Source organism: Seonamhaeicola sp. MEBiC01930, from assembly GCF_045277075.1.
GTDB lineage: Bacteria > Bacteroidota > Bacteroidia > Flavobacteriales > Flavobacteriaceae > Seonamhaeicola.
In genome coordinates, this window is the sequence record NZ_CP104270.1 from 2,635,493 (window position 1) to 2,654,962 (window position 19,470).

The 19,470-nt window shown below is 34.4% G+C and carries 11 protein-coding genes; 10 read left to right on the plus strand and 1 reads right to left on the minus strand.

Annotation, left to right across the window (positions count from 1 at the left end; all coding sequences use genetic code 11):
* Positions 1-2: 2 nt before the first annotated feature.
* The 10 genes from N1F78_RS11365 to manA all read left to right on the plus strand — a co-directional run bounded on the left by N1F78_RS11365 (position 3) and on the right by manA (position 19,285).
* Positions 3-2,897 carry a DNRLRE domain-containing protein gene (locus N1F78_RS11365; RefSeq protein WP_406683282.1) on the plus strand — a complete coding sequence of 965 codons (2,895 nt, stop codon included), beginning with the start codon at positions 3-5 and terminating at the stop codon, positions 2,895-2,897.
* Entirely contained in the window at positions 2,894-5,956 is a 3,063-nt protein-coding gene (locus tag N1F78_RS11370; protein WP_406683283.1) for a carbohydrate-binding protein, read from the plus strand. The genes N1F78_RS11365 and N1F78_RS11370 overlap by 4 nt, the downstream gene beginning before the upstream one ends.
* 12 nt (positions 5,957-5,968) lie before the next feature.
* Positions 5,969-8,407, plus strand: coding sequence for a leucine-rich repeat domain-containing protein (locus N1F78_RS11375; protein WP_406683284.1), 2,439 nt, complete (start codon positions 5,969-5,971; stop codon positions 8,405-8,407).
* Between the two features lie 177 nt (positions 8,408-8,584).
* Positions 8,585-9,805 (plus strand): leucine-rich repeat domain-containing protein, encoded by a 1,221-nt coding sequence (locus N1F78_RS11380; RefSeq protein WP_406683285.1) that lies wholly within the window; start codon positions 8,585-8,587, stop codon positions 9,803-9,805.
* A 262-nt stretch (positions 9,806-10,067) separates the two neighbouring features.
* Positions 10,068-11,663 (plus strand): sialate O-acetylesterase, encoded by a 1,596-nt coding sequence (locus tag N1F78_RS11385; protein WP_406683286.1) that lies wholly within the window; start codon positions 10,068-10,070, stop codon positions 11,661-11,663.
* 37 nt (positions 11,664-11,700) lie between these two features.
* Complete coding sequence (locus tag N1F78_RS11390) at positions 11,701-13,131, plus strand: glycoside hydrolase family 30 protein (protein WP_406683287.1); 1,431 nt, start codon at positions 11,701-11,703, stop codon at positions 13,129-13,131.
* A 19-nt stretch (positions 13,132-13,150) separates the two neighbouring features.
* A complete protein-coding gene (locus N1F78_RS11395; protein ID WP_406683288.1) occupies positions 13,151-14,794 on the plus strand; it encodes a GH39 family glycosyl hydrolase in 1,644 nt (547 codons plus the stop codon).
* Between the two features lie 12 nt (positions 14,795-14,806).
* Positions 14,807-15,553: a DUF6250 domain-containing protein gene (locus N1F78_RS11400; protein ID WP_406683289.1), complete on the plus strand. Its 747-nt coding sequence runs from the start codon at positions 14,807-14,809 to the stop codon at positions 15,551-15,553.
* 47 nt (positions 15,554-15,600) lie between these two features.
* On the plus strand, positions 15,601-18,018 hold the full coding sequence (locus tag N1F78_RS11405) for a glycoside hydrolase family 3 N-terminal domain-containing protein (protein WP_406683290.1): 2,418 nt from the start codon (positions 15,601-15,603) through the stop codon (positions 18,016-18,018).
* Positions 18,019-18,076: 58 nt separating this feature from the next.
* On the plus strand, positions 18,077-19,285 hold the full coding sequence (gene manA, locus N1F78_RS11410; RefSeq protein ID WP_406683291.1) for a mannose-6-phosphate isomerase, class I: 1,209 nt from the start codon (positions 18,077-18,079) through the stop codon (positions 19,283-19,285).
* A gap of 3 nt (positions 19,286-19,288) precedes the next feature.
* On the opposite strand, the gene N1F78_RS11415 is transcribed toward manA, so the two are convergent.
* Positions 19,289-19,441: an SsrA-binding protein gene (locus tag N1F78_RS11415; RefSeq protein ID WP_406683292.1), complete on the minus strand. Its 153-nt coding sequence runs from the start codon at positions 19,439-19,441 to the stop codon at positions 19,289-19,291.
* Positions 19,442-19,470: the final 29 nt, after the last annotated feature.

Consider the following 19,470-nt stretch of genomic DNA (forward strand, 5'->3'; position numbering starts at 1 on the left):
ATATGAAAAAAGACTTCTTTTTTAAATTATTTGTATTTCTATGTATTGCGGTAAATTCATTAAACGCGCAGTTTATACATCCAGGAATTACACATAAAAAATCTGATTTAGACCGTGTGAAATATATGGTTGAGGCTCAAGTGGATCCTTGGTACACATCGTATCAAGATATGGTAGCTGATACTAAGTCGAGTTATGATTATGTAGTGCGAGGAGATGCAAGTTTTACGGAGTTAGGAAGAGATTCAGGAGTAAATGAAGGTGCTTGGAATAGTGATATTAGAGCAGCCTATTATAATGCCATTAGATGGTATGTTACTGGAGATACTAGACATGCCGAAAAGTCTATAGAAATATTCAAGGCCTGGAGTAACCTTACTTCAGTTACCAGTGGTGGTACTGATGCGTTAAGTGGTGGTATAGGTTATATCATGATTGAAGCGGCCGAAATTATTAAAAGTACATACTCAGGTTGGGCACCAACAGATTTACAGGCCTTTAAGGATATGCTGGTATATCCGGGTTATTCGTCAACAACCCCAGTAACAGGTCCAAACAAAACGTTTTATTGGATGGCGTTTCAGGGAGACGCTGCACGTCATGGAAATCAAGGACTATCAGGTTGGCGTACCGTAATGGCAATGGGAATTTTTTTGGATAATGAAAAAATGTACAATCGTGCGCTTAAATATATTCAAGGAGATTTAGCTTCTCATTTAAATGATATTCCGTATCCATCTGGTCCTAATACTAGTACAACCCTAAACCCTGAAAAGTCTAATGAATATGCTGACGATTATGATATCATCAAGGGAAACAGTATCCCTAATTACGGTTTTAATGAAGTAATGACTAATTATATTTGGGAAAATGGCCAATGTCAAGAAAGTTCAAGGGATCAGGCGCACACAGCTTTTGGAATTGGTTTGCTTACATCCATGTCTGAGATGGCATGGAATCAGGGAGTAGATTTATATAGTCATGCTAACGATAGGTTGCTGTTGGGCCTCGAATACAATATGAGATACAACGTTTCGGCAATTCAGTCGTATCCAGACCAACTTACACCTTGGGAACCAACAGTGGGGTCGGGTGAATTTTTACAGCGTTTTGATAGAACGGGACGCTGGTATTCAAAAGCCATTAGTCCTAATGCCAGAGGAGAGTTTCCTAATAGTAGACCGGTTTTTGAAATGCCCGTAGCACACTTTTTAGGTAGGGGTTTAAAAACTGATGCAGATTTAAAGTGGACACAACGCGCACGCGATAAATCTATAGAATTAGGTGGTTATGAAAAAGCAGGTTGGACTAATGATGCTATAGGTTGGGGTGCACTCACCGCACGCAGACCCGCATTTTGTTATGGAGACCCTATTAGTGGTTTCGATGCCAATAGTTTGCCGGTTTATGATATGAATGTGATTCCAAACACCATTGAAGCTGAGAATTTTGATTATGATCCCTTAAATAATGGGGAGGGCCGTATTTACCACGACTTAAGTGGAAGTAATACAGGTGGGGCCTACCGTATTATGGATAATGTAGATGTTGAAGTAACCCCAGGTGGCGGTAACCATCTTACTTCTATAGAATCAGGTGAATGGCTTACCTATACTGTTTCGGTTCCAGAAACAGCTGTTTATGGTATTACAATTCGTTATGCGGCTTCTCAAGCTGGTGGAACGATTAAAATTAGTGCAGAAGGAGAAGATAAAACTTCTGATTTGGCAGTTCCCTTTGGTGCACCAAATTCAACAGGAGATGCAGATTGGAATGAATATGTTTTTTCAAATGACATCATTTTAAATAAAGGTGTTCAAAGTTTAAAGCTAACTTTTGGAGGTGTTTCAGGGGCTTTTAAACTTGATAATTTTACACTAACTCAAACAGGAATTGTCAAGCAGGATCAAGGCATAACCTTTTTTACAATTCCAAACAAAGTTGTGGGTACGGCAGATTTTGCTCCAGAAGCAACTGCAAGTTCTGGTTTGCCGGTAAGTTTTTCAAGTTCTAATACATCGGTTGCAACTATTGTTAATGGGAATATTCAAATTATTGGTACAGGAACTACTATCATTACGGCTACTCAAGCTGGGGGTTCAAATTATAACGCAGCCCCAAATGCAACGCAAGAATTTCGCGTTGTAGATGCAATAGAAGGATCAATTAACCTAATTACTATTGCTGATTCTTATGTGCATGAAGGAAACATTACCACTAACTATGGTTCGTCCGACAATTTGGTGACGGCCGCAACTGGACGTTATGCGTATTTTAAGTTCGATTTAAGTTCCGTACCAGGTCCTATAGTTTCCGCTAAATTAAGGATATATCAAAGAACATCTCATAAGTACCTTCGTAGTGTTTATGATGTGACGGATGATACCTGGACAGAAACAGGAATTACCTGGAACAACAAACCTTCTTTTGAAAATGAACGCGCCCGAATTACAACAAATTCAACTTGGAATGAATGGGATATTTCTTCATACACCGCTCAAGAATATAAAAATGATAAAATAATAACCGTAGTTGTGAGAGATCCAATAGACCCAGAGCCTAGTGCAAAAGGTATTGATTTTAGATCAAAAGAGTTTGATCCTAACCTTGCACCAGAACTTATTGTAGAGTATTCAGATGAATTGTTAAGTGTAGATGGTACTAAAATAGAGCCAACCGCAAAATTATATCCAAACCCTGTTTTTGATGCTTTTATAATAGAGAATAATATAGGGGCGAAATTATCTATTTATGATGTCTTAGGGAAACAGGTTTTACAGGCTAACATTTTGCAAAAGAAACAGTTAATAGATGTTAGTCATTTAAATTCTGGACTATATTTTGTTAGAATTAGTAATAAAAGGAATGAATTAACTAAAAAAATAGTTAAAAAATGATAAAAAATACATTCGGTAATAAAGCTTTATTTTCCATTACCCATAAAGTATTGTTGGTAATAGCGTTATTTGGTTTTAGTAGTGAGATTTTTGGTCAATCTATAACAGTAAACTCAACCAATTACAAGCAAACAATTGATATGATTGGTGGCGATATGGAACGCAGTTCTAAGGCTATTCAAAATGCTCAAAACAAAGCAGATATTCTTCAATGGAGCTTTGGTGATATTGATTTTAATGTTTGTAGAGTTCAATATGATAAAAACCAAGAATTAGTTGAGGGTGTTAAAAACTGGGCGTTTTATAATAAGCAAGTAACAACCATGCAGGCTATTAAGGCTATAAACCCAGATATAAAGTTTTTTGCAACCATGCGGTCAGATTATGATGGTTTTGGTGATGATAATAATATGCCAGATTGGATTCATACCTACAGCACCAAGGCAACCAATGTGGTGAAATATGGAATATTTTTAGCAGACTATTGCGAATATATGAGTAATCAAGGAGTGCCTATTGATATACTTTCAACAGCTAAAGAATGGATGTGGCATGTTAGAGCGAATGAGGCTGATGATATTATAAATACCTTAAATACTGAGTTAGATAATAGGGGTATAGTAAGACCCGTAATTATAGATCAAGGTTTCTGGAGTATCACTGCGGGCTTAACTTATTTAAATGATGTTGAAGCTCTTGGAACCAAAGATTTGTATACCGGTTTTTGTAGCCATAATTATTCAAATTTAGGTCCAGAAAAGTGGGCGGAAATTGCTGCCAAATCTATGGCTTTAGGCAAACCTATGTATGATGATGAAACCAGTACGGGAAGTGGGTCTCCAACTTATGGTGAAGAAAGACCCATGTGGAAACAAATTGATGAATATAAAGAAAAGGCGCAGCGTTATGAAGCAGGTTTAAGCGGAGAGGTTTATTTTGAAATTTGGTCTAGAGGTATTGATAAAGAAACACGTGCTATTTATTTTCCTGCTAACGGAACAGGTACTAGACTAAGAGGGTATTATTTAATGAAACATTTTTCTAATAATATTCTAAACTATAATTATATAACATCTTCTGTTAATAGTGCTTCAAATGTATATACAATTACCTTTAGGAAGGATGATAAAATGGTGCTTTGGGTTATAAATGAAGGTAATAATAAATATACCCTACCTATAACATTGGATAGCTCTAGTATTACAAGTACAGTTGCTACACATTATTGGACAGACAATACCCCAGTAGAAGGTACTGAAACCACTTATATAGCTTCAGGAAATACCTTTATCCCCACTGTGGAAGCAGAAAGTATGAATTGCTATATTTTTGATGTTACCGAAGATACCGTAGATGTTTGTAGTTTGCCACAAACTACTTTATATGAAGCAGAATGTTATGATGACATGTTAGGGGTAACAACAGAAGCAAGTACTGAAGGGACTGATAATGTTACATCCATAGAAAATGGCGATTGGATTAAATTTGATGCAATTGATTTTAGCACAGGATTAAATAAATTTAGTGCACGTGTGTCTAGTAATACCTCAGGTGGCACTATAGAAGTGCGTACAGGAAGTGTTTCAGGAACATTAATAGGAGAACTATCTATTGGTAATACTGGTGGTTGGCAATCATGGTCTACAAAGACTTTCGATTTTAATAGAGAGAGTGGTGTGCAAGATTTATATCTGGTGTTTACAGGGAATGCTGGTAGTCTTTTTAATCTAAATTGGATTATGTTAGAAGCAATTCCACCTTCTGTAAGTTTAATGGTGACTCCTGGTGATGAGTCTGTTTCTTTAGATTGGTCAACTCATTATGTTCAGTTAGGCAGTCAGAATATATATAGAAATACAAGCTCAAACATGGGTACACGTTCTTTATTAGCAGGTAATGTACCTGGAACTAGTTATGTTGATAATTCAGTGATTAATGGAACTACCTATTGGTATTGGGTTGAAGCCATTGATGTGTCAACTACTGTAACTAATTCTGAAGCTGTTGAAGCTACTCCAACAGACTTGGAGTTTGATTTAAATGGTGTTGCCATTTCTGATACCGAAATTAATCTAAGTTGGCCAGATGATGATGAGAAAGTAGAAACCGGATTCACGGTTGAAAGAAAAGAAGGTAATGAGGCTTACCAGGTAATTGCAAATTTGGGTTCAAATGTTTTTGCCTTTAATGATTCAGGACTTAGTCCTGCAACTGCTTATACCTATCGTGTAAAGGCTTCTTATACCGATGCTAGTACAAATTATTCGTTTGAGGTACCTATAACTACTTTTAATACAGATTATGAGACCTTAATTTTTAACACCAATGAAGATGCCTATGTTAGAGGCGGTGATCACGCTGGTCTAAATTTTGGAACAGATGCTAATCTTATTGTAAAAAGAGGAAGTAATAGTAGTTTTTTCAGAAAAACGTTATTAAAATTTAATTTGAGTACTGAAGACTTAACAAATGATGATATAGGTAGAGCTGTCCTTAAACTTTATGCAAATCAGGCAAACCCATGTACTTTAACGGCATCAGAAATTACAGATGGTTGGTCAGAATCAAATGTTACTTGGAATTCAGGTCCTGCTTCCGGAAGTGAAATAGCTTCAGTAAATATTACAAATAGTATAGGTTTTTATGAATGGGATGTTACAGCTTATGTGAAGAACCAATTTGATAGTGATAAAATCATTTCCATTTCTATAGAAGATTTTGGAGCATCAAATGTAAATGTTTTATTCAATAGTAAAGAAGCTGCTAATAACTTTCCGGAACTTGTAATTAATAAGGTAGATTTTACTTTAAGTGTTTCCCAGAATGAAGAATTAAATAGTATAAATATTTATCCAAATCCAGTCTCAAATAGTTTTACAATTAGTAATAATGAGGTGTCAGAAGTTATTATTTATGACCTATTTGGTAGTCAAGTTTTAAAAACAAAAATTGAAGATAATAAGCATTCAATAGAAATTGGTCATTTAAGAAGTGGAGTTTATTTTGTTAGTATTAATGATTCAAAAAGGATTGTAACTAAAAAAATTGTAAAAAAATAAAAGAGCACAGAAATGAGATTAAAAATTTTAGGGAAACAAAAGCATATCAGGGGCAATAACCTTTTTATCATTTTGTTTTTTGCATTATCAATATTTATTTCTCAAGCCCAAATTACGGTTTCAAGCATTTCTGAGTTAGCAAATGCAGCTGCTCAATCTGGACAAACGGTTACCATGACACCAGGGGTTTACAATATGACAGATTATTTAACACCTACAGTAATTGCCACAAGAACACCAGCTGATGCCTTTGGTAGAAGAGCCATGATTCGTTTTAGTGGCAGTAATAATACTTTTGATTTTACGGGTGTAACCATCAATATAGATACTGAGTTATTAAATGATTTGGGAGGCACTGTAATAGAATTCCATTTAACAGGAAATTATATCAACTTTAAAGGCTTAACAGTTACAGATATAGGCAATAGCCCCACTGCTGGAGGCGGACAATCTATGACAGTGTCTGGAGATAATATTACAGTTGAAAATGTTACGCTTAATATGAGTGGTTCTTCGCCATACGGGTATGGTGATCTATTAGGAAAGGGTGGTGGAGCCTTGGTTCCTATGAGAAAACATAGTGGTTTATTAGTAGGTGGTTTAAACGTTTCAATTATTGGGTGTAATATATACTCAACTTCATTTGGACATTTATTTTTCATTCAAGGAGGTAGAAATGTGCTGTTTCAGGATTGTTACGCAGAAGCCGTAACAAGAACCACAGATGATATGCTTGCTGAGACTTCTGGTCCAGCTTTCAATTTAGGTTTTCAGGCGGTTTATCCAAATTATGCAGGAGATAAAGTAATAACACCAGGTTATACTAAGTCTTTAAGTGAATGTGGCTTTCGTACATACGGTTCAGGAGCAGGAAATACAACAGAAGGTGTAACTTTTATAAATTGTATTGCTAGAAATACACGCGTTGGATTTGCTTTAGAAGTTGGTGCGCCGGTATTGGTTCAAAATTGTGAAGCTACCGGTAACGAAGCTGGTTTTAACGTAAAAGATGTTACTATTGAAAATAGTCGTGGTGATGCTGTAAATGGTCCATTATTGTATCTGTCCGGAGACAATTCCAATGTAGAATTAGAATTAATGCCTACGCTTCCTATAACCACATTACATGCAGTTGCCACTATTGCTGGTAATGACCATAATGTAACAATAACAAAATGGAATGACGAAATTAGAACTCAAGACCATAAAATTTTAGTGGGAGCTACAAGGCCAACAGGAACTAATCCGTTTTCACCTTTAGGATCAACAGCTACTTCAGACATTACTCTTAATAATTGTACTGAAATGCCTGTTGAAATGCTGGGAAATGCAAATTCATGTGTGGTTAACACTACAGGTTCAGTAACCGACAACGGAACAGGAAACACAATTATTTTAGATTCTTGTGAGGGCAATGAAGATTTAGATTTTAATGACGGCACCTTCACCTATAGAATATTGGGTACATCACCAAACCAATGTGAAGTAACAGGGTTTGTTACAGGGCAAGACCTGGCAAATGCTGTAATACCAGAGCAACCTATCAATAATACTATTCCCTTTACTGTAGTATCGGTTGGTGTTGGGGCTTTTCTGAATAATACTATAATTACCAATGTAACGCTTCCTAATACTTTAGTTAACATTGGGGCAGATGCTTTCCGTACTTGCAATAATTTAGGGATTATAAATTTAGATAACATAGTAACCTATGGCAGTCATAGTTTTAATGGCTGCACTACTTTAACCCTAGCAACATTAGATTTTACTAATACTACCAGCGTTGGAGATTATTGTTTTTTAAATTGTAACAAAATAACTTCGGTTGTTGTTCCTGGTAACTTAAACTTAGGCTTAGGTGCACTAAGGGCAACCGGTATTACATCATTTGCCATTCCAAGTGAATGGACTGTTTTACCAGACCAAATGATAAGAGACTGTAAGTCGGTTACAACCATTAATATACCAAATACCATAACCACAATGGGAGTGGCATCTTTTAGAGGGTGTACAGGTATTACAGATATGCAGGTAAACTGGACAGCCCCTGGTGATATTCCGGACGCTACGGTAAATAACCTTTTTAGTGGATTAACTTTAAGTAGTATTAACCTATTAGTGCCACCTGGTACAAGTGCATATTACGAGGCTGCACCTGTTTGGACAGATTTTAATATACAAGAAGGGGTATTAAGTACAGAAGTGGCAGTTTTAGAATCAGAGCTTAGTCTTTATCCCAATCCAACTAAGGGTATTATTTCAATAAGTAATAATCATGGTAAAAAAATGGCTGTTTCAATTTATAATTTAATGGGAAAGCTACTTTTAGGTAAAACAATTTCAGAAGAAAAAGATTACTTTGATATAAGTAGTTTCTCTAATGGTGTTTATTTGGTTAGAATTAATATTGATAATGTAATTTTTACAAAAAAAATAGTGAAATACCAATAATATAGATGAAATAAAATTATTGTAAGAAAAATTGTTTACAAAAATTATAGCTCATTCAAAATGAGCATTATTTTATACACTTTGAATAATGGTTTACAGAACAAAGAAGCTTGTTTTCTTAGTTTTATAAACTGAAAAATTAAACTTTTTTAAATTCATTAACTAAATTAATCTATTATGAAAAAAACATTACTATTATTAGTTGCTTTAGTGGTAACAGCAACAATTAATGCGCAAGCAGTTGGAGAAGCATTTGATGATGGCACTTTTACTTATGAAATTACAAGTACAGATGTAGGTGGTGGTGAGCCAGATGAGTGTGCTATTACAGGTTGGGTTACTTTACCTGCAGCGCCTCTTGATCTTGTAATACCTGGTACTGCAACTTATACGGGTCTTTTCCCTATTGATTACACAGTAACTTCTGTTGGTAATGGGGCTTTTAGCTCTAATACTGCTGCAAACAAAGGTGCTGGATTTACTGAGAACACAAATATTACTAACGTTACTTTACCAGCGTCGGTTACTGTTATTGGTCAACATGCCTTTAGAGATAATGCCAATTTATTATCTATTAACTTTGAAAATATAGTTGAAACAGGAAGTAATTCTTTTGTTAAGTGTAATGGGTTAACAGGAGAAATCGATTTACCTGTTTGTACTACAATGGGTGGTTATACGTTTTTTGATTGTAATAATATAACTGCAGTGAATACTCCTGTACTTGAGGATTTGTTGGTGGGTAATTATTACAACAATGATTCAGTTCAAGAGTATAACGTTCCTGCTACAGTTGCTCAGGTAGGTAATCTTTGTTTTGGACAAAATGCTGGTTTAGTACAGGTACAACTTAACTGGGATGCTACACAATTAGCGGCTGTTGCTCATGCAAATGATTCTAAATTCTTTAGAGGAGAGTGGGCTAATCACCCAACTAACCCAAATGAGCCAGGTAGTGGAGCTGATACAAGTGGTTTTGCTGGTAATTATGGTGCTATGACAGTAACAGAGCTTTCAGGTATTTTTGAAGGGTCTACTAAAACAATATATGTGCCAGTTGGTACAAAAACTGATTATTTAGCACATTTATCATGGTGTAGATTTATGCCTGCAAACATTGTAGAAGGTACTATGCCGGCATTAAGCACTAGAAAGTTTGAGCAAGATTTAAGCTTTAGTGTATACCCTAACCCAGTTAGCGATGTTGTTACTATTAGAAATAGCCAGTTAAAAAGTGCTGCTGCAACAGTTTATGATTTAAATGGTAGAGCATTATTAAGTAGAAGCTTAGATACTTTAGTATCTGAAATCAATGTTTCTAACTTAACTTCAGGTATTTACTTAGTAAAAGTAGAAACTGAAAACACAAAATTTGTTAAGCGTATTGTTAAGCAATAAGCTTATATAAAACAATAAGTCTTTAATAGACTGTAAAAGCCGCTTTAATTTATTAAAGCGGCTTTTTTATTTGTATTAGAAATAAGGATTTGTATAACGAGAAAATCTGATAGTTAAAAAGTGTATTTCTTTAAAATATTTAATAGGATGACCCATTATTTATAGTCTATGAATAATTAGTTATACTTAAAATCTTTATTTTTTTTCAAATTGCATTGTAGGACTAAAAGTCTTAATACTCTATTTCAATTTTTTAAAATTCATGAATATAAAACAGCTAGTTTCTATTTTACTATTATTGGTTTTGCCGCAATTGGTTTTAGCCAATATTAAACTGAACGCACTTTTTTCAGATCATATGGTGGTTCAACGTAATGCTGAAATTCCTGTTTGGGGATGGGCAGACGTTAACGAGAAAGTTATCGTTGTTACTAGTTGGGGAGAAAAAGCAGAGGTTATAACAGCTAAGGATGGTACATGGAAAGTGAATATAAAAACACCAGATGCAGGAGGGCCTCATAAAATTACAGTTTCAGGAAAAAACACTATTGAAATACAAGATATATTATCTGGTGAAGTTTGGTTGTGCACAGGGCAATCTAATATGGATTGGGCCATGAATAAATTTGTAAATAATTCTAAAGATTATTTTCATCAGCCTTTAGTGGAATATATTAAAACTGAAATTGCCACAGCAAATGACAATTGGTTACGCCATATAGAAGTACCTCGAGCCACATCTTTACATGAAAAGAACGAAAATTTTAAAGGGAATTGGATTAGTGTAAAACCAGAGCATACCGGTAAAATAACTGCTACGGGTTATTTTTTCGCTAAAGAATTAAGAGAAAAACTTAATGTGCCTATTGGTTTGTTAGAATGTTCATGGGGAGGAACACGAGTACAGCCTTGGATTTCTGAGGCGGCTTATAAGGAAGATGAAAATTTGAAAGAATATTTTTTGGCTTGTAGGAGTGATGCTAAAAAAGACATTGCCACAATAACAAACCCTAGTTATGTGGATACTGATTATGAGAAAAAACTAAAAGTTTGGAATGAAAAAGGGGGTAAAGGTAGAAAACCAAGACCTACTATAAGTGACCCAAGAACTAATATGCAAGAACCCGCTACTTTGCATAACGCTATGGTTTCCGCTATAGTACCTTATGCAATTAAAGGCGCCATTTGGTATCAAGGAGAAAGTAATGCGGTGTATTTACCGGAACAGTATGAAACTTTTTTCACTAAAATGATAAATAGTTGGCGTGCAGAATGGAATCAGGGCGATTTCCCTTTTTATTGGGTACAACTAGCTGCATGTAACAGAGGTAGCAAAGAGGCCGATTTGGGTTGGGCAACAGTAAATGATCATTTACGTAGAACATTAAAACTTCCTAACACAGGAATGGCTGTTTTATATGATATAGGGGAACCTAGAGATATACATCCGCATAATAAAATAGATGTTGGCAAAAGATTAGCATTATGGGCTTTAAAGTATGATTATGATTTAGTTATTCCTGTAGTAAGCGGGCCATTATATAAGCATAAAACTATAAAAGGAGATAAGATAGAAATTGAATTTGAGTCTGAAGGCTCAGGTTTAATGGTTGGAAAGAAGGTGCTTTTAAATGAAACATATGAAATTGATAAACCATTAAAATGGTTTGAAATAATGGGTGAAAATAATATATGGCAACCAGCACAAGCAAAAATTACCGCTGATAATAAAATTGAAGTTTGGAATTCAGAAGTTTCAAACCCAACACATGTAAGATACGCATGGTCTGGCAACCCAGACGGTGCTAATTTATACAATAAAGAAGGGTTGCCAGCAGCAGTTTTTACCACCGAATAAATACACTATAAATAATAATAAAACCATAAAACAGAAAATGACATTGACTAGAGCAAACCCTATGTTTTTAGTAGTAATTCTTTTTATTGCTAGTTCAATTCATGCGCAAAAAATAGATTTAATATCTACAACAGCAACAAACAGATGGGTAAAATCTAAGGTAAAGGTTAAAAGTGAACCCCAAAATGCAGATGTAACAATTTATTCAGATAGTTTGTTGCATACAATTGATGGTATTGGAGGCGCTTTTAATGAAATTGGTTGGGAAGCTATTTCTGCATTACCAGAAGAATCCTCTAAAGAAGTTTTTAAGGCTTTATTTTCTGATGTTGGTTGTAATTTTTCTATGTGTAGAATCCCATTAGGGGCTTCAGATTACGCACTGAGTTATTATTCTAGTAACGATGTTCCTGAAGATTTTGAAATGCGTGATTTTAATATAGATAGAGATAGGTATATTTTAATTCCGTATTTAAAAGAAGCTTTAAAAGTAAATCCTGATTTACAAATTTGGGCATCACCTTGGTCACCACCCGCTTGGATGAAAGTAAATGAACACTATGCCATGAGAAGTGGCGAGTTTGGAAATGCCATTAAAGGAAACAAAATGGAACCAGGAGCTAAAATTTTAAATAATGCTACAGGGTTTAAAATGCAAGAGCGATATCTAAAAGCTTATGCATTATATTTTTCAAAATTTGTTCAAGCTTACAAAAATGAAGGCGTAGAATTATTTTCAATTCAACCACAAAATGAGATTGCCTATCAACCAAATTGGCCTAGTTGTACATGGAGGCCAGAAGATATGGCCTATTTTATAAACGGGTTTTTGGGTCCGCAATTTGAGGCAGACGGTTTAGATACTGAAATTTGGCTGGGAACTGTAAACTCAGGCAATCCTAATTATGTAAAAACTGTTTTAGAATATAAAGAAACGGCTAAGTATATTGATGGTGTTGGTTTTCAATGGGGAGGTGCAAAGTCTATTCCAACAATTCATAAAGATTTTCCAGATTTAAAATTAATGCAAACAGAAAATAAATGTGGTGAGCATGAAAACAATTGGACTTCTGTTGAAAGATCTTGGAAAGATTTGGTGCATTACATTAACAACGGTGCTGGATCTTATATGTATTGGAACATGGTTTTAGATGAAACAGGGAAAAGTGCATGGGGATGGCCACAAAATTCTATGGTAGTTATTGATAAAGAATCAAAATCAATAAAATATACAGATGAGTTTTATTTATTTAAACACCTATCACATTATGTTCAACCAGGTGACCATTATTTAAAATCTTCATCAGGTAAAAATCATTTAGCTTTTAAGTTAAAGGATGAGCGAATTTTGGTGCTTTTGAATAACCCAGATTCTATAGAGAAAGATTTAAATGTCAAAATTGATGATAAAACCATTAGTTTAAAACTACAACCAAAATCAATTAATTCTGTTGTAGTAAGAAATTAGTAAAATTTAAAATAGTATAATGTTAATAATTAGGGGTTTAAGAAATTTGTTTTATGTTTTATGTTTCACCACTGCATTTGCTTTAAATGCACAAAGTGAAATTCAAGTAGATGTTAAACCAAATGGAGAGAAGTTTGATCATTATTGGAGTAAGATGGTTGGGGCTGGTAGAGCTAATGAAGCCTTACGTGCTGGATGGTTAGAGCAAATGGAACAAGTACAACAAAACTGCGGGTTTGAGTACGTGCGTTTTCATGGTCTGTTCCATGACGATATGTTTCCAATAGTTACTGAAAGAGGAAAAACGTCTTACAATTGGCAATATATTGATGATGTATTTGATAGGTTGCTAGAATTGAATGTGCGGCCATTTGTTGAATTAGCTTTTTTTCCAAAAAGCATGGCAGCAGAGAACTCTAAAACAGTATTTTGGTGGAAAGCTAATGTTACACCCGCTGATAGTACTTTTGAAAAATGGCACGATTTAGTAAAGGCCTTTACACAACATTGTGTAGACCGATATGGTATTGATGAGGTGCTAAAATGGTATTTTGAAGTTTGGAATGAGCCTAATTTGTATCCATTCTTTTGGGACGGAACTAAATCACAATATTTTGAACTTTACAAGCAATCGGCATTGGCTGTAAAATCTGTTGATGGGCGTTTAAAAATAGGTGGACCTTCAACCAGTAACTTTGTTCCAGATGCTCGTTTTGATGGAGAACTTACTAATAATAAAGTTTCAGAAGCTGTATTTAATGCTAAAGATATTAATGTGCTTAAATGGCATGGTGTATGGATTGAGGACTTTTTAAAATATTGTAAAAAAGAGAATTTGCCGGTAGATTTTGTAACAACTCACCCTTACCCAACAGATTATGCTTTTAATCCGGAAACTGGAAAGGGAAGAGGGTTAACACGTTATGTGCATTCTGTAAAAGAGGACTTAGAATGGCTTAACGAAACCATTTCTAAAAGTGATTTTCCTGATGTTGAAATTCATTTAACAGAATGGAATACCAGTCCAAGCAGTAGAGATGCCATGCATGATCGCCTGCCTTCGGCTGCTTATATAGTAAAATCTAATTTAGATTGTATTGGATTAACAAATTCTCTTGCCTTATGGACTTTCACTGATATTTTTGAAGAAAAAGGAGGAGCTTCAAGTATTTTTCATGGTGGTTTTGGAATGATTAACTTTCAAGGGTTGGTAAAGCCATCTTATCATGCCTATAGAATGCTGCATCAATTGGGTGATCAGAAACTATATAAAGATGATTACTTATTTATAAGTAAAAAATCAAAAGACAATAAAATTGTGGCTTTGGCTTATAATTACCCCAAGGAATATGAGGGTGCAGTACCATCTGGTAGTAATAAACGAGAAACAGGTACTTCAAAAAAATTACATTTCACACTGAAAGGATTAAAGGCTGATACCATGTTTAAAATTGAAATTTTAGATAAAGACCATGGTAATATTCATAATTTTTGGGAATCTATGGGAAAACCAGAGCCTCCAACAAGAGAAGAAATTAAGGTAATGAAAGCTTACGCTAATGCTATGAAAACGGATTACGTTAAAGCAGATAAAAATGGAGAATTAAAGGTTAATCAGGAGATTACCCCTTGGAGTTTGGTGTTAATTAAGCAATTAAATTAAAAAGTTATTAAAATGAAGATGCAGAATATGTTTTACAGGTTTAAATCAATAATTATATTGTTTTCAATAACAATTATTTTTAGTTGTAATGATGAAAAAACGTTTACAATTAATGATGAATTGATTAAAGCTGCTTTGATTTACGAAGAAGATTTCAATGATAATTTAGAGGATTGGAAAGTAGAGCAGATGGACGGTGGTAGGGCAGTAATTAATAAAGGAAAACTGGAGATTACAGATGTTTCAGGATGTACTATCTGGTTAATGAAAGAGTTTGAGGGGCCTATAATGATTGAGTATGACGTATTTGTTATTGATGAAGGAGGTCCTCAAGATCGTGTTTCAGATTTAAATTGTTTTTGGATGGCAAAAGACCCAAAGAATATGAATGATCTTTTTGCAAGATCTGATGAACGAGGTGGTAAATTTTCAAATTATGACAGCCTAAGATTATATTATATGGGAGTTGGAGGGCACTTTAACACTAAAACACGTTTTAGACGGTACGTTGGTAATGGAGAACGTCCACTTTTGCCAGAACATGATCTATCTGAACAACAATATTTGTTAACTGCTAATCAGCCATATCATATAAAAATAATTTCTTATAATGGCCATATTCAGTATTACAGAAATGATCAGTTGATAACTGATTTTTACGATAAAAATCCTTACGTATCTGGTCATTTTGGTTTCAGAACAGTAAATAACCATATGACTGTTGATAATTTTAAAGTATATAAATTAATTTCAGAGTAAGCTGATACAGCTCAAGTTCAGTTGTTTTATAATCATAAGTTTTTAGGATGAAGTTTAATAAGGTAGTAGGAGTAGTTTTTGTTGTTTTTCTATTATTAGGAATGAAAACCACAGATAAATCTATATATCATAAAGATTGGATAGATTTTAATAAAAACGGAGAAAAAGATACTTATGAAGATTCTAAAGAACCACTGGAATCAAGGGTTCAAAACCTTATTTCTTTAATGAATGTTAATGAGAAAACCTGTCAATTAACAACATTATATGGTTTTTCAAGGGTTTTAGAAGATGAAATGCCTAATGAAAAATGGAAAAGTAGAGTTTGGAAGGACGGTATTGCTAATATAGATGAACATTTAAACACTATTTGGAATCAAAAAAAAACACATACAAAGTATGCTTATCCTTATAGTACCCATGCTGAAGCCATTAATACGGTTCAAAAGTGGTTTGTTGAAGAAACTAGGTTAGGTATACCTGTTGATTTTACAAATGAGGGTGTTCATGGTTTGTGTCATGAAAAGGCAACCCCATTACCAGCTCCTATTGGAATAGGTAGTACTTGGAATAAGGAATTGGTAAGAAAGGCAGGAGAAATGGTTGGTAGAGAGGCCAAAGCTTTGGGGTACACTAATGTGTATGCGCCCATATTAGATGTTGCTAGAGACCAACGTTGGGGGCGTGTATTAGAATGTTATGGAGAAGAACCTTTTCATATTGCTGAAATGGGAAAAGAAATGACTCTGGGTATTCAATCTGAAGGTGTTGCTTCAACCTTAAAGCATTTTGCAGTTTATAGCATACCTAAGGGAGCCAGAGATGGAGATGCTAGAACAGATCCACATGTTGCACCAAGGGAAATGTTTCAGTTGCATTTATACCCGTTTGAAAAAGTAATTAAAGAAGCAGCTCCTATGGGAGTTATGAGCAGTTATAATGATTATGACGGTGTACCTATTTCAGCTAGTAAATATTTCTTAACGGAACTTCTTCGTGAAAAATATGGATTTAATGGGTATGTGGTCTCTGATAGCGAAGCTGTTGAATATGTATCGGAAAAACATCGTGTAGCTAAAGATTATAAGGAAGCCGTTCGTCAAGTAATTGAAGCAGGTCTTAATGTACGTACTACATTTAGAACCCCGGAATCTTTTATTGAACCATTACGAGAACTAATAGCTGATGGCGATATTTCTATGAAAACTATCAATGCTAGGGTGGCTGATGTTTTAAGGGTGAAATTTAGGCTAGGACTCTTTGATAATCCTTATGTAGAAAATACTGATGCTGCTGACAAATTAGTACATACTGATGAAGATGAAGCGCTTTCTAAACAAATAAATAGGGAGTCTTTAGTGCTTCTGAAAAATGATAATAATACGTTGCCATTAAATGTAGATAATCTAAATAACATTTTAGTTACGGGTCCTTTAGCAAATGAGGTGAGTTTTACCTACAGCCGTTACGGGCCAGCATTTAATCCGTCAGTTTCCGTTTTTGAAGGTATTAAGCAATACGCCGGCAATAAGGCTAATGTGATCTTTGAAAAGGGATGCGATATAATAGATGCAAATTGGCCTGGTAGTGAAATTATTCCAACGCCATTAACTGAAAAAGAAAAAGCCGATATTGATGCTGCAGTTGCAAAGGCTAAACAATCAGATGTTATAATTGCAGTTGTAGGAGAAGATGAAAAACGAGTTGGAGAAACTAAATCAAGAACCAGTTTAGGGTTACCAGGGCGTCAGTTTCAATTGGTTCAAGCTTTATATAACACTGGTAAACCTGTTGTTTTGGTATTAATTAATGGTCAGCCATTAACCATCAATTGGGAGAATAAATTTTTACCAGCTATTTTAGAAGCTTGGTTTCCTAGTACCGCAGCAGGAGAAGTAATTGCAGAAACCTTGTTTGGAGAATATAATCCTGGGGGTAAACTATCAATTACGTTTCCAAAAGCTGTAGGACAGATTCCTTTAAATTTTCCGTTTAAACCAGGATCGCAGGCAGGTCAACCTGGAGCGGGACCAAATGGTTATGGTAATACACGTGTTTTAGGGCCATTATATCCTTTTGGATATGGTTTAAGTTATACAACTTTTGAATATAGTGATTTGGAGGTAACTCCAACTTTAATTAGAGCTCAAGCCAATGTTAATGTGTCATTTAAAGTAAAAAATACTGGAGATAGGGCCGGAGATGAAATAGTGCAATTATACATTAAAGATAAGGTTAGTAGTGTAACTACTTATGATTCTGTACTAAGAGGTTTTGAAAGAGTTCCTTTAAATCCAGGAGAAACAAAAACAATAAATTTTTCCATTCACCCAGACGATTTAGCTATTTTTGACAAAAATATGAACTGGACTGTTGAGGCTGGTGAGTTTGAAATTTTGATTGGAAGTTCATCTGAAAATATTCAACTTAAAAAACAGTTTGAAGTAGTTGCAGTAGATAAGTAGATACTTCTTACAACAGTTTAAAATTAATAACATTTAAATAAGAAAATAATTAACAATTATGACAAAGATTTTTGCTCTAAAAGGAAAAATTCAAAATTATGCTTGGGGTGGTAAACAATATATTCCAGATTTATTAGGAATAACACCTGAAAGCAAACCTTATGCAGAATATTGGTTAGGAGCACATGTAAATGCACCATCTATTGTAACGAGTGAAAATGGGTCAGTTAATTTAAATGAGTTTTTAAATGAAAATTTAGAAGAAGGTTTAGGAGTTAAAGTTACCAATACATTTGGAAGACTTCCCTTTTTATTTAAAGTGCTAGATGTGAATGATATGTTGTCAATTCAAGTACATCCCACTAAAGTGGAAGCTGAAAAAGGATTTAAACTTGAGAATGAATTAGGTATTCCTTTAACAGCACCTCATAGGAATTATAAAGACGATAACCATAAACCAGAAATTATGGTTGCTTTAAGTGAATTTTGGTTACTACATGGATTTTTAACCGAAGAGAAACTTAGTAAAGTTCTAAGTTCAACGCCTGAATTTATGCAACTCTTACCTGTCTTTAAAGAAGATGGCTATTTAGGGCTATATCGCGCCGTTATGGAGCAAACAGAAGAGGAAACTATTAATGTTTTAAAACCTCTTATTGAACGAATTTTGCCGCTATATAATAAAGGTAAACTTAGTAAATCAGACCCGGCATATTGGGCTGCAAAAGCTATTGAGTCAAGCAATGATTCATCAATAGATAAAGGTATTTACTCTATTTATTTTTTCAACATAGTTAAAGTAGAAAAAGGAGAAGCTGTTTTTCAGGATGCTGGAATTCCTCATGCTTATTTAGAGGGACAGAATATGGAACTTATGGCTAATTCTGATAATGTATTAAGAGGAGGTTTAACACCTAAACATGTCGATGTTCCAGAATTGTTAAAGCATGTGGCTTTTGAAGCTACTGTTCCAAATATCATAAGAGGGGAAAGTCAACCTGATGGATTAGAAAGGATTTATAAAAGTCCTGCCCCTGATTTTGAATTAAGCCAAATAAAACTATTAGATTCAAATGTATATAATTCTTGTTCTAGTAGTGCGCAAATTGTAATTGTAATTGAAGGGGAAGTTGAGTTGTCTGATAAAAAAGGAACTACTTTAAATTTAGCTAAAGGAGAGTCTGGTTTAATATTGGCAAATTGTGATTACTCAATAGTTACAAGTTCTAAAGCAATATTGTATAAGGCAACAGCACCAAATGTGTAGTTGTTAATCCAATGTGTTTTTTGTTACATACCATCTCCAGCCAATTATAGCTAATTGAAATTTTGTTGCTTTTGCAATATCTAATCCTTTTTTGGTGTAGCTTGGTAAAACAGCTTTGTTAATTTTTGCTAGTGCCTTAAATACTTGCTTTTGCATTTTATAAATCCAGTTTAAAGGTTAAAAAT

Bases quoted from the DNA above. Each gene is read 5' to 3' on its own strand.
- N1F78_RS11365 (WP_406683282.1), top strand. From the start codon at position 3: ATGAAAAAAGACTTCTTTTTTAAATTATTTGTATTTCTATGTATTGCG.
- N1F78_RS11370 (WP_406683283.1), top strand. From the start codon at position 2,894: ATGATAAAAAATACATTCGGTAATAAAGCTTTATTTTCCATTACCCAT.
- N1F78_RS11375 (WP_406683284.1), top strand. From the start codon at position 5,969: ATGAGATTAAAAATTTTAGGGAAACAAAAGCATATCAGGGGCAATAAC.
- N1F78_RS11380 (WP_406683285.1), top strand. From the start codon at position 8,585: ATGAAAAAAACATTACTATTATTAGTTGCTTTAGTGGTAACAGCAACA.
- N1F78_RS11385 (WP_406683286.1), top strand. From the start codon at position 10,068: ATGAATATAAAACAGCTAGTTTCTATTTTACTATTATTGGTTTTGCCG.
- N1F78_RS11390 (WP_406683287.1), top strand. From the start codon at position 11,701: ATGACATTGACTAGAGCAAACCCTATGTTTTTAGTAGTAATTCTTTTT.
- N1F78_RS11395 (WP_406683288.1), top strand. From the start codon at position 13,151: ATGTTAATAATTAGGGGTTTAAGAAATTTGTTTTATGTTTTATGTTTC.
- N1F78_RS11400 (WP_406683289.1), top strand. From the start codon at position 14,807: ATGAAGATGCAGAATATGTTTTACAGGTTTAAATCAATAATTATATTG.
- N1F78_RS11405 (WP_406683290.1), top strand. From the start codon at position 15,601: ATGAAGTTTAATAAGGTAGTAGGAGTAGTTTTTGTTGTTTTTCTATTA.
- manA (WP_406683291.1), top strand. From the start codon at position 18,077: ATGACAAAGATTTTTGCTCTAAAAGGAAAAATTCAAAATTATGCTTGG.
- N1F78_RS11415 (WP_406683292.1), bottom strand. From the start codon at position 19,441: ATGCAAAAGCAAGTATTTAAGGCACTAGCAAAAATTAACAAAGCTGTT.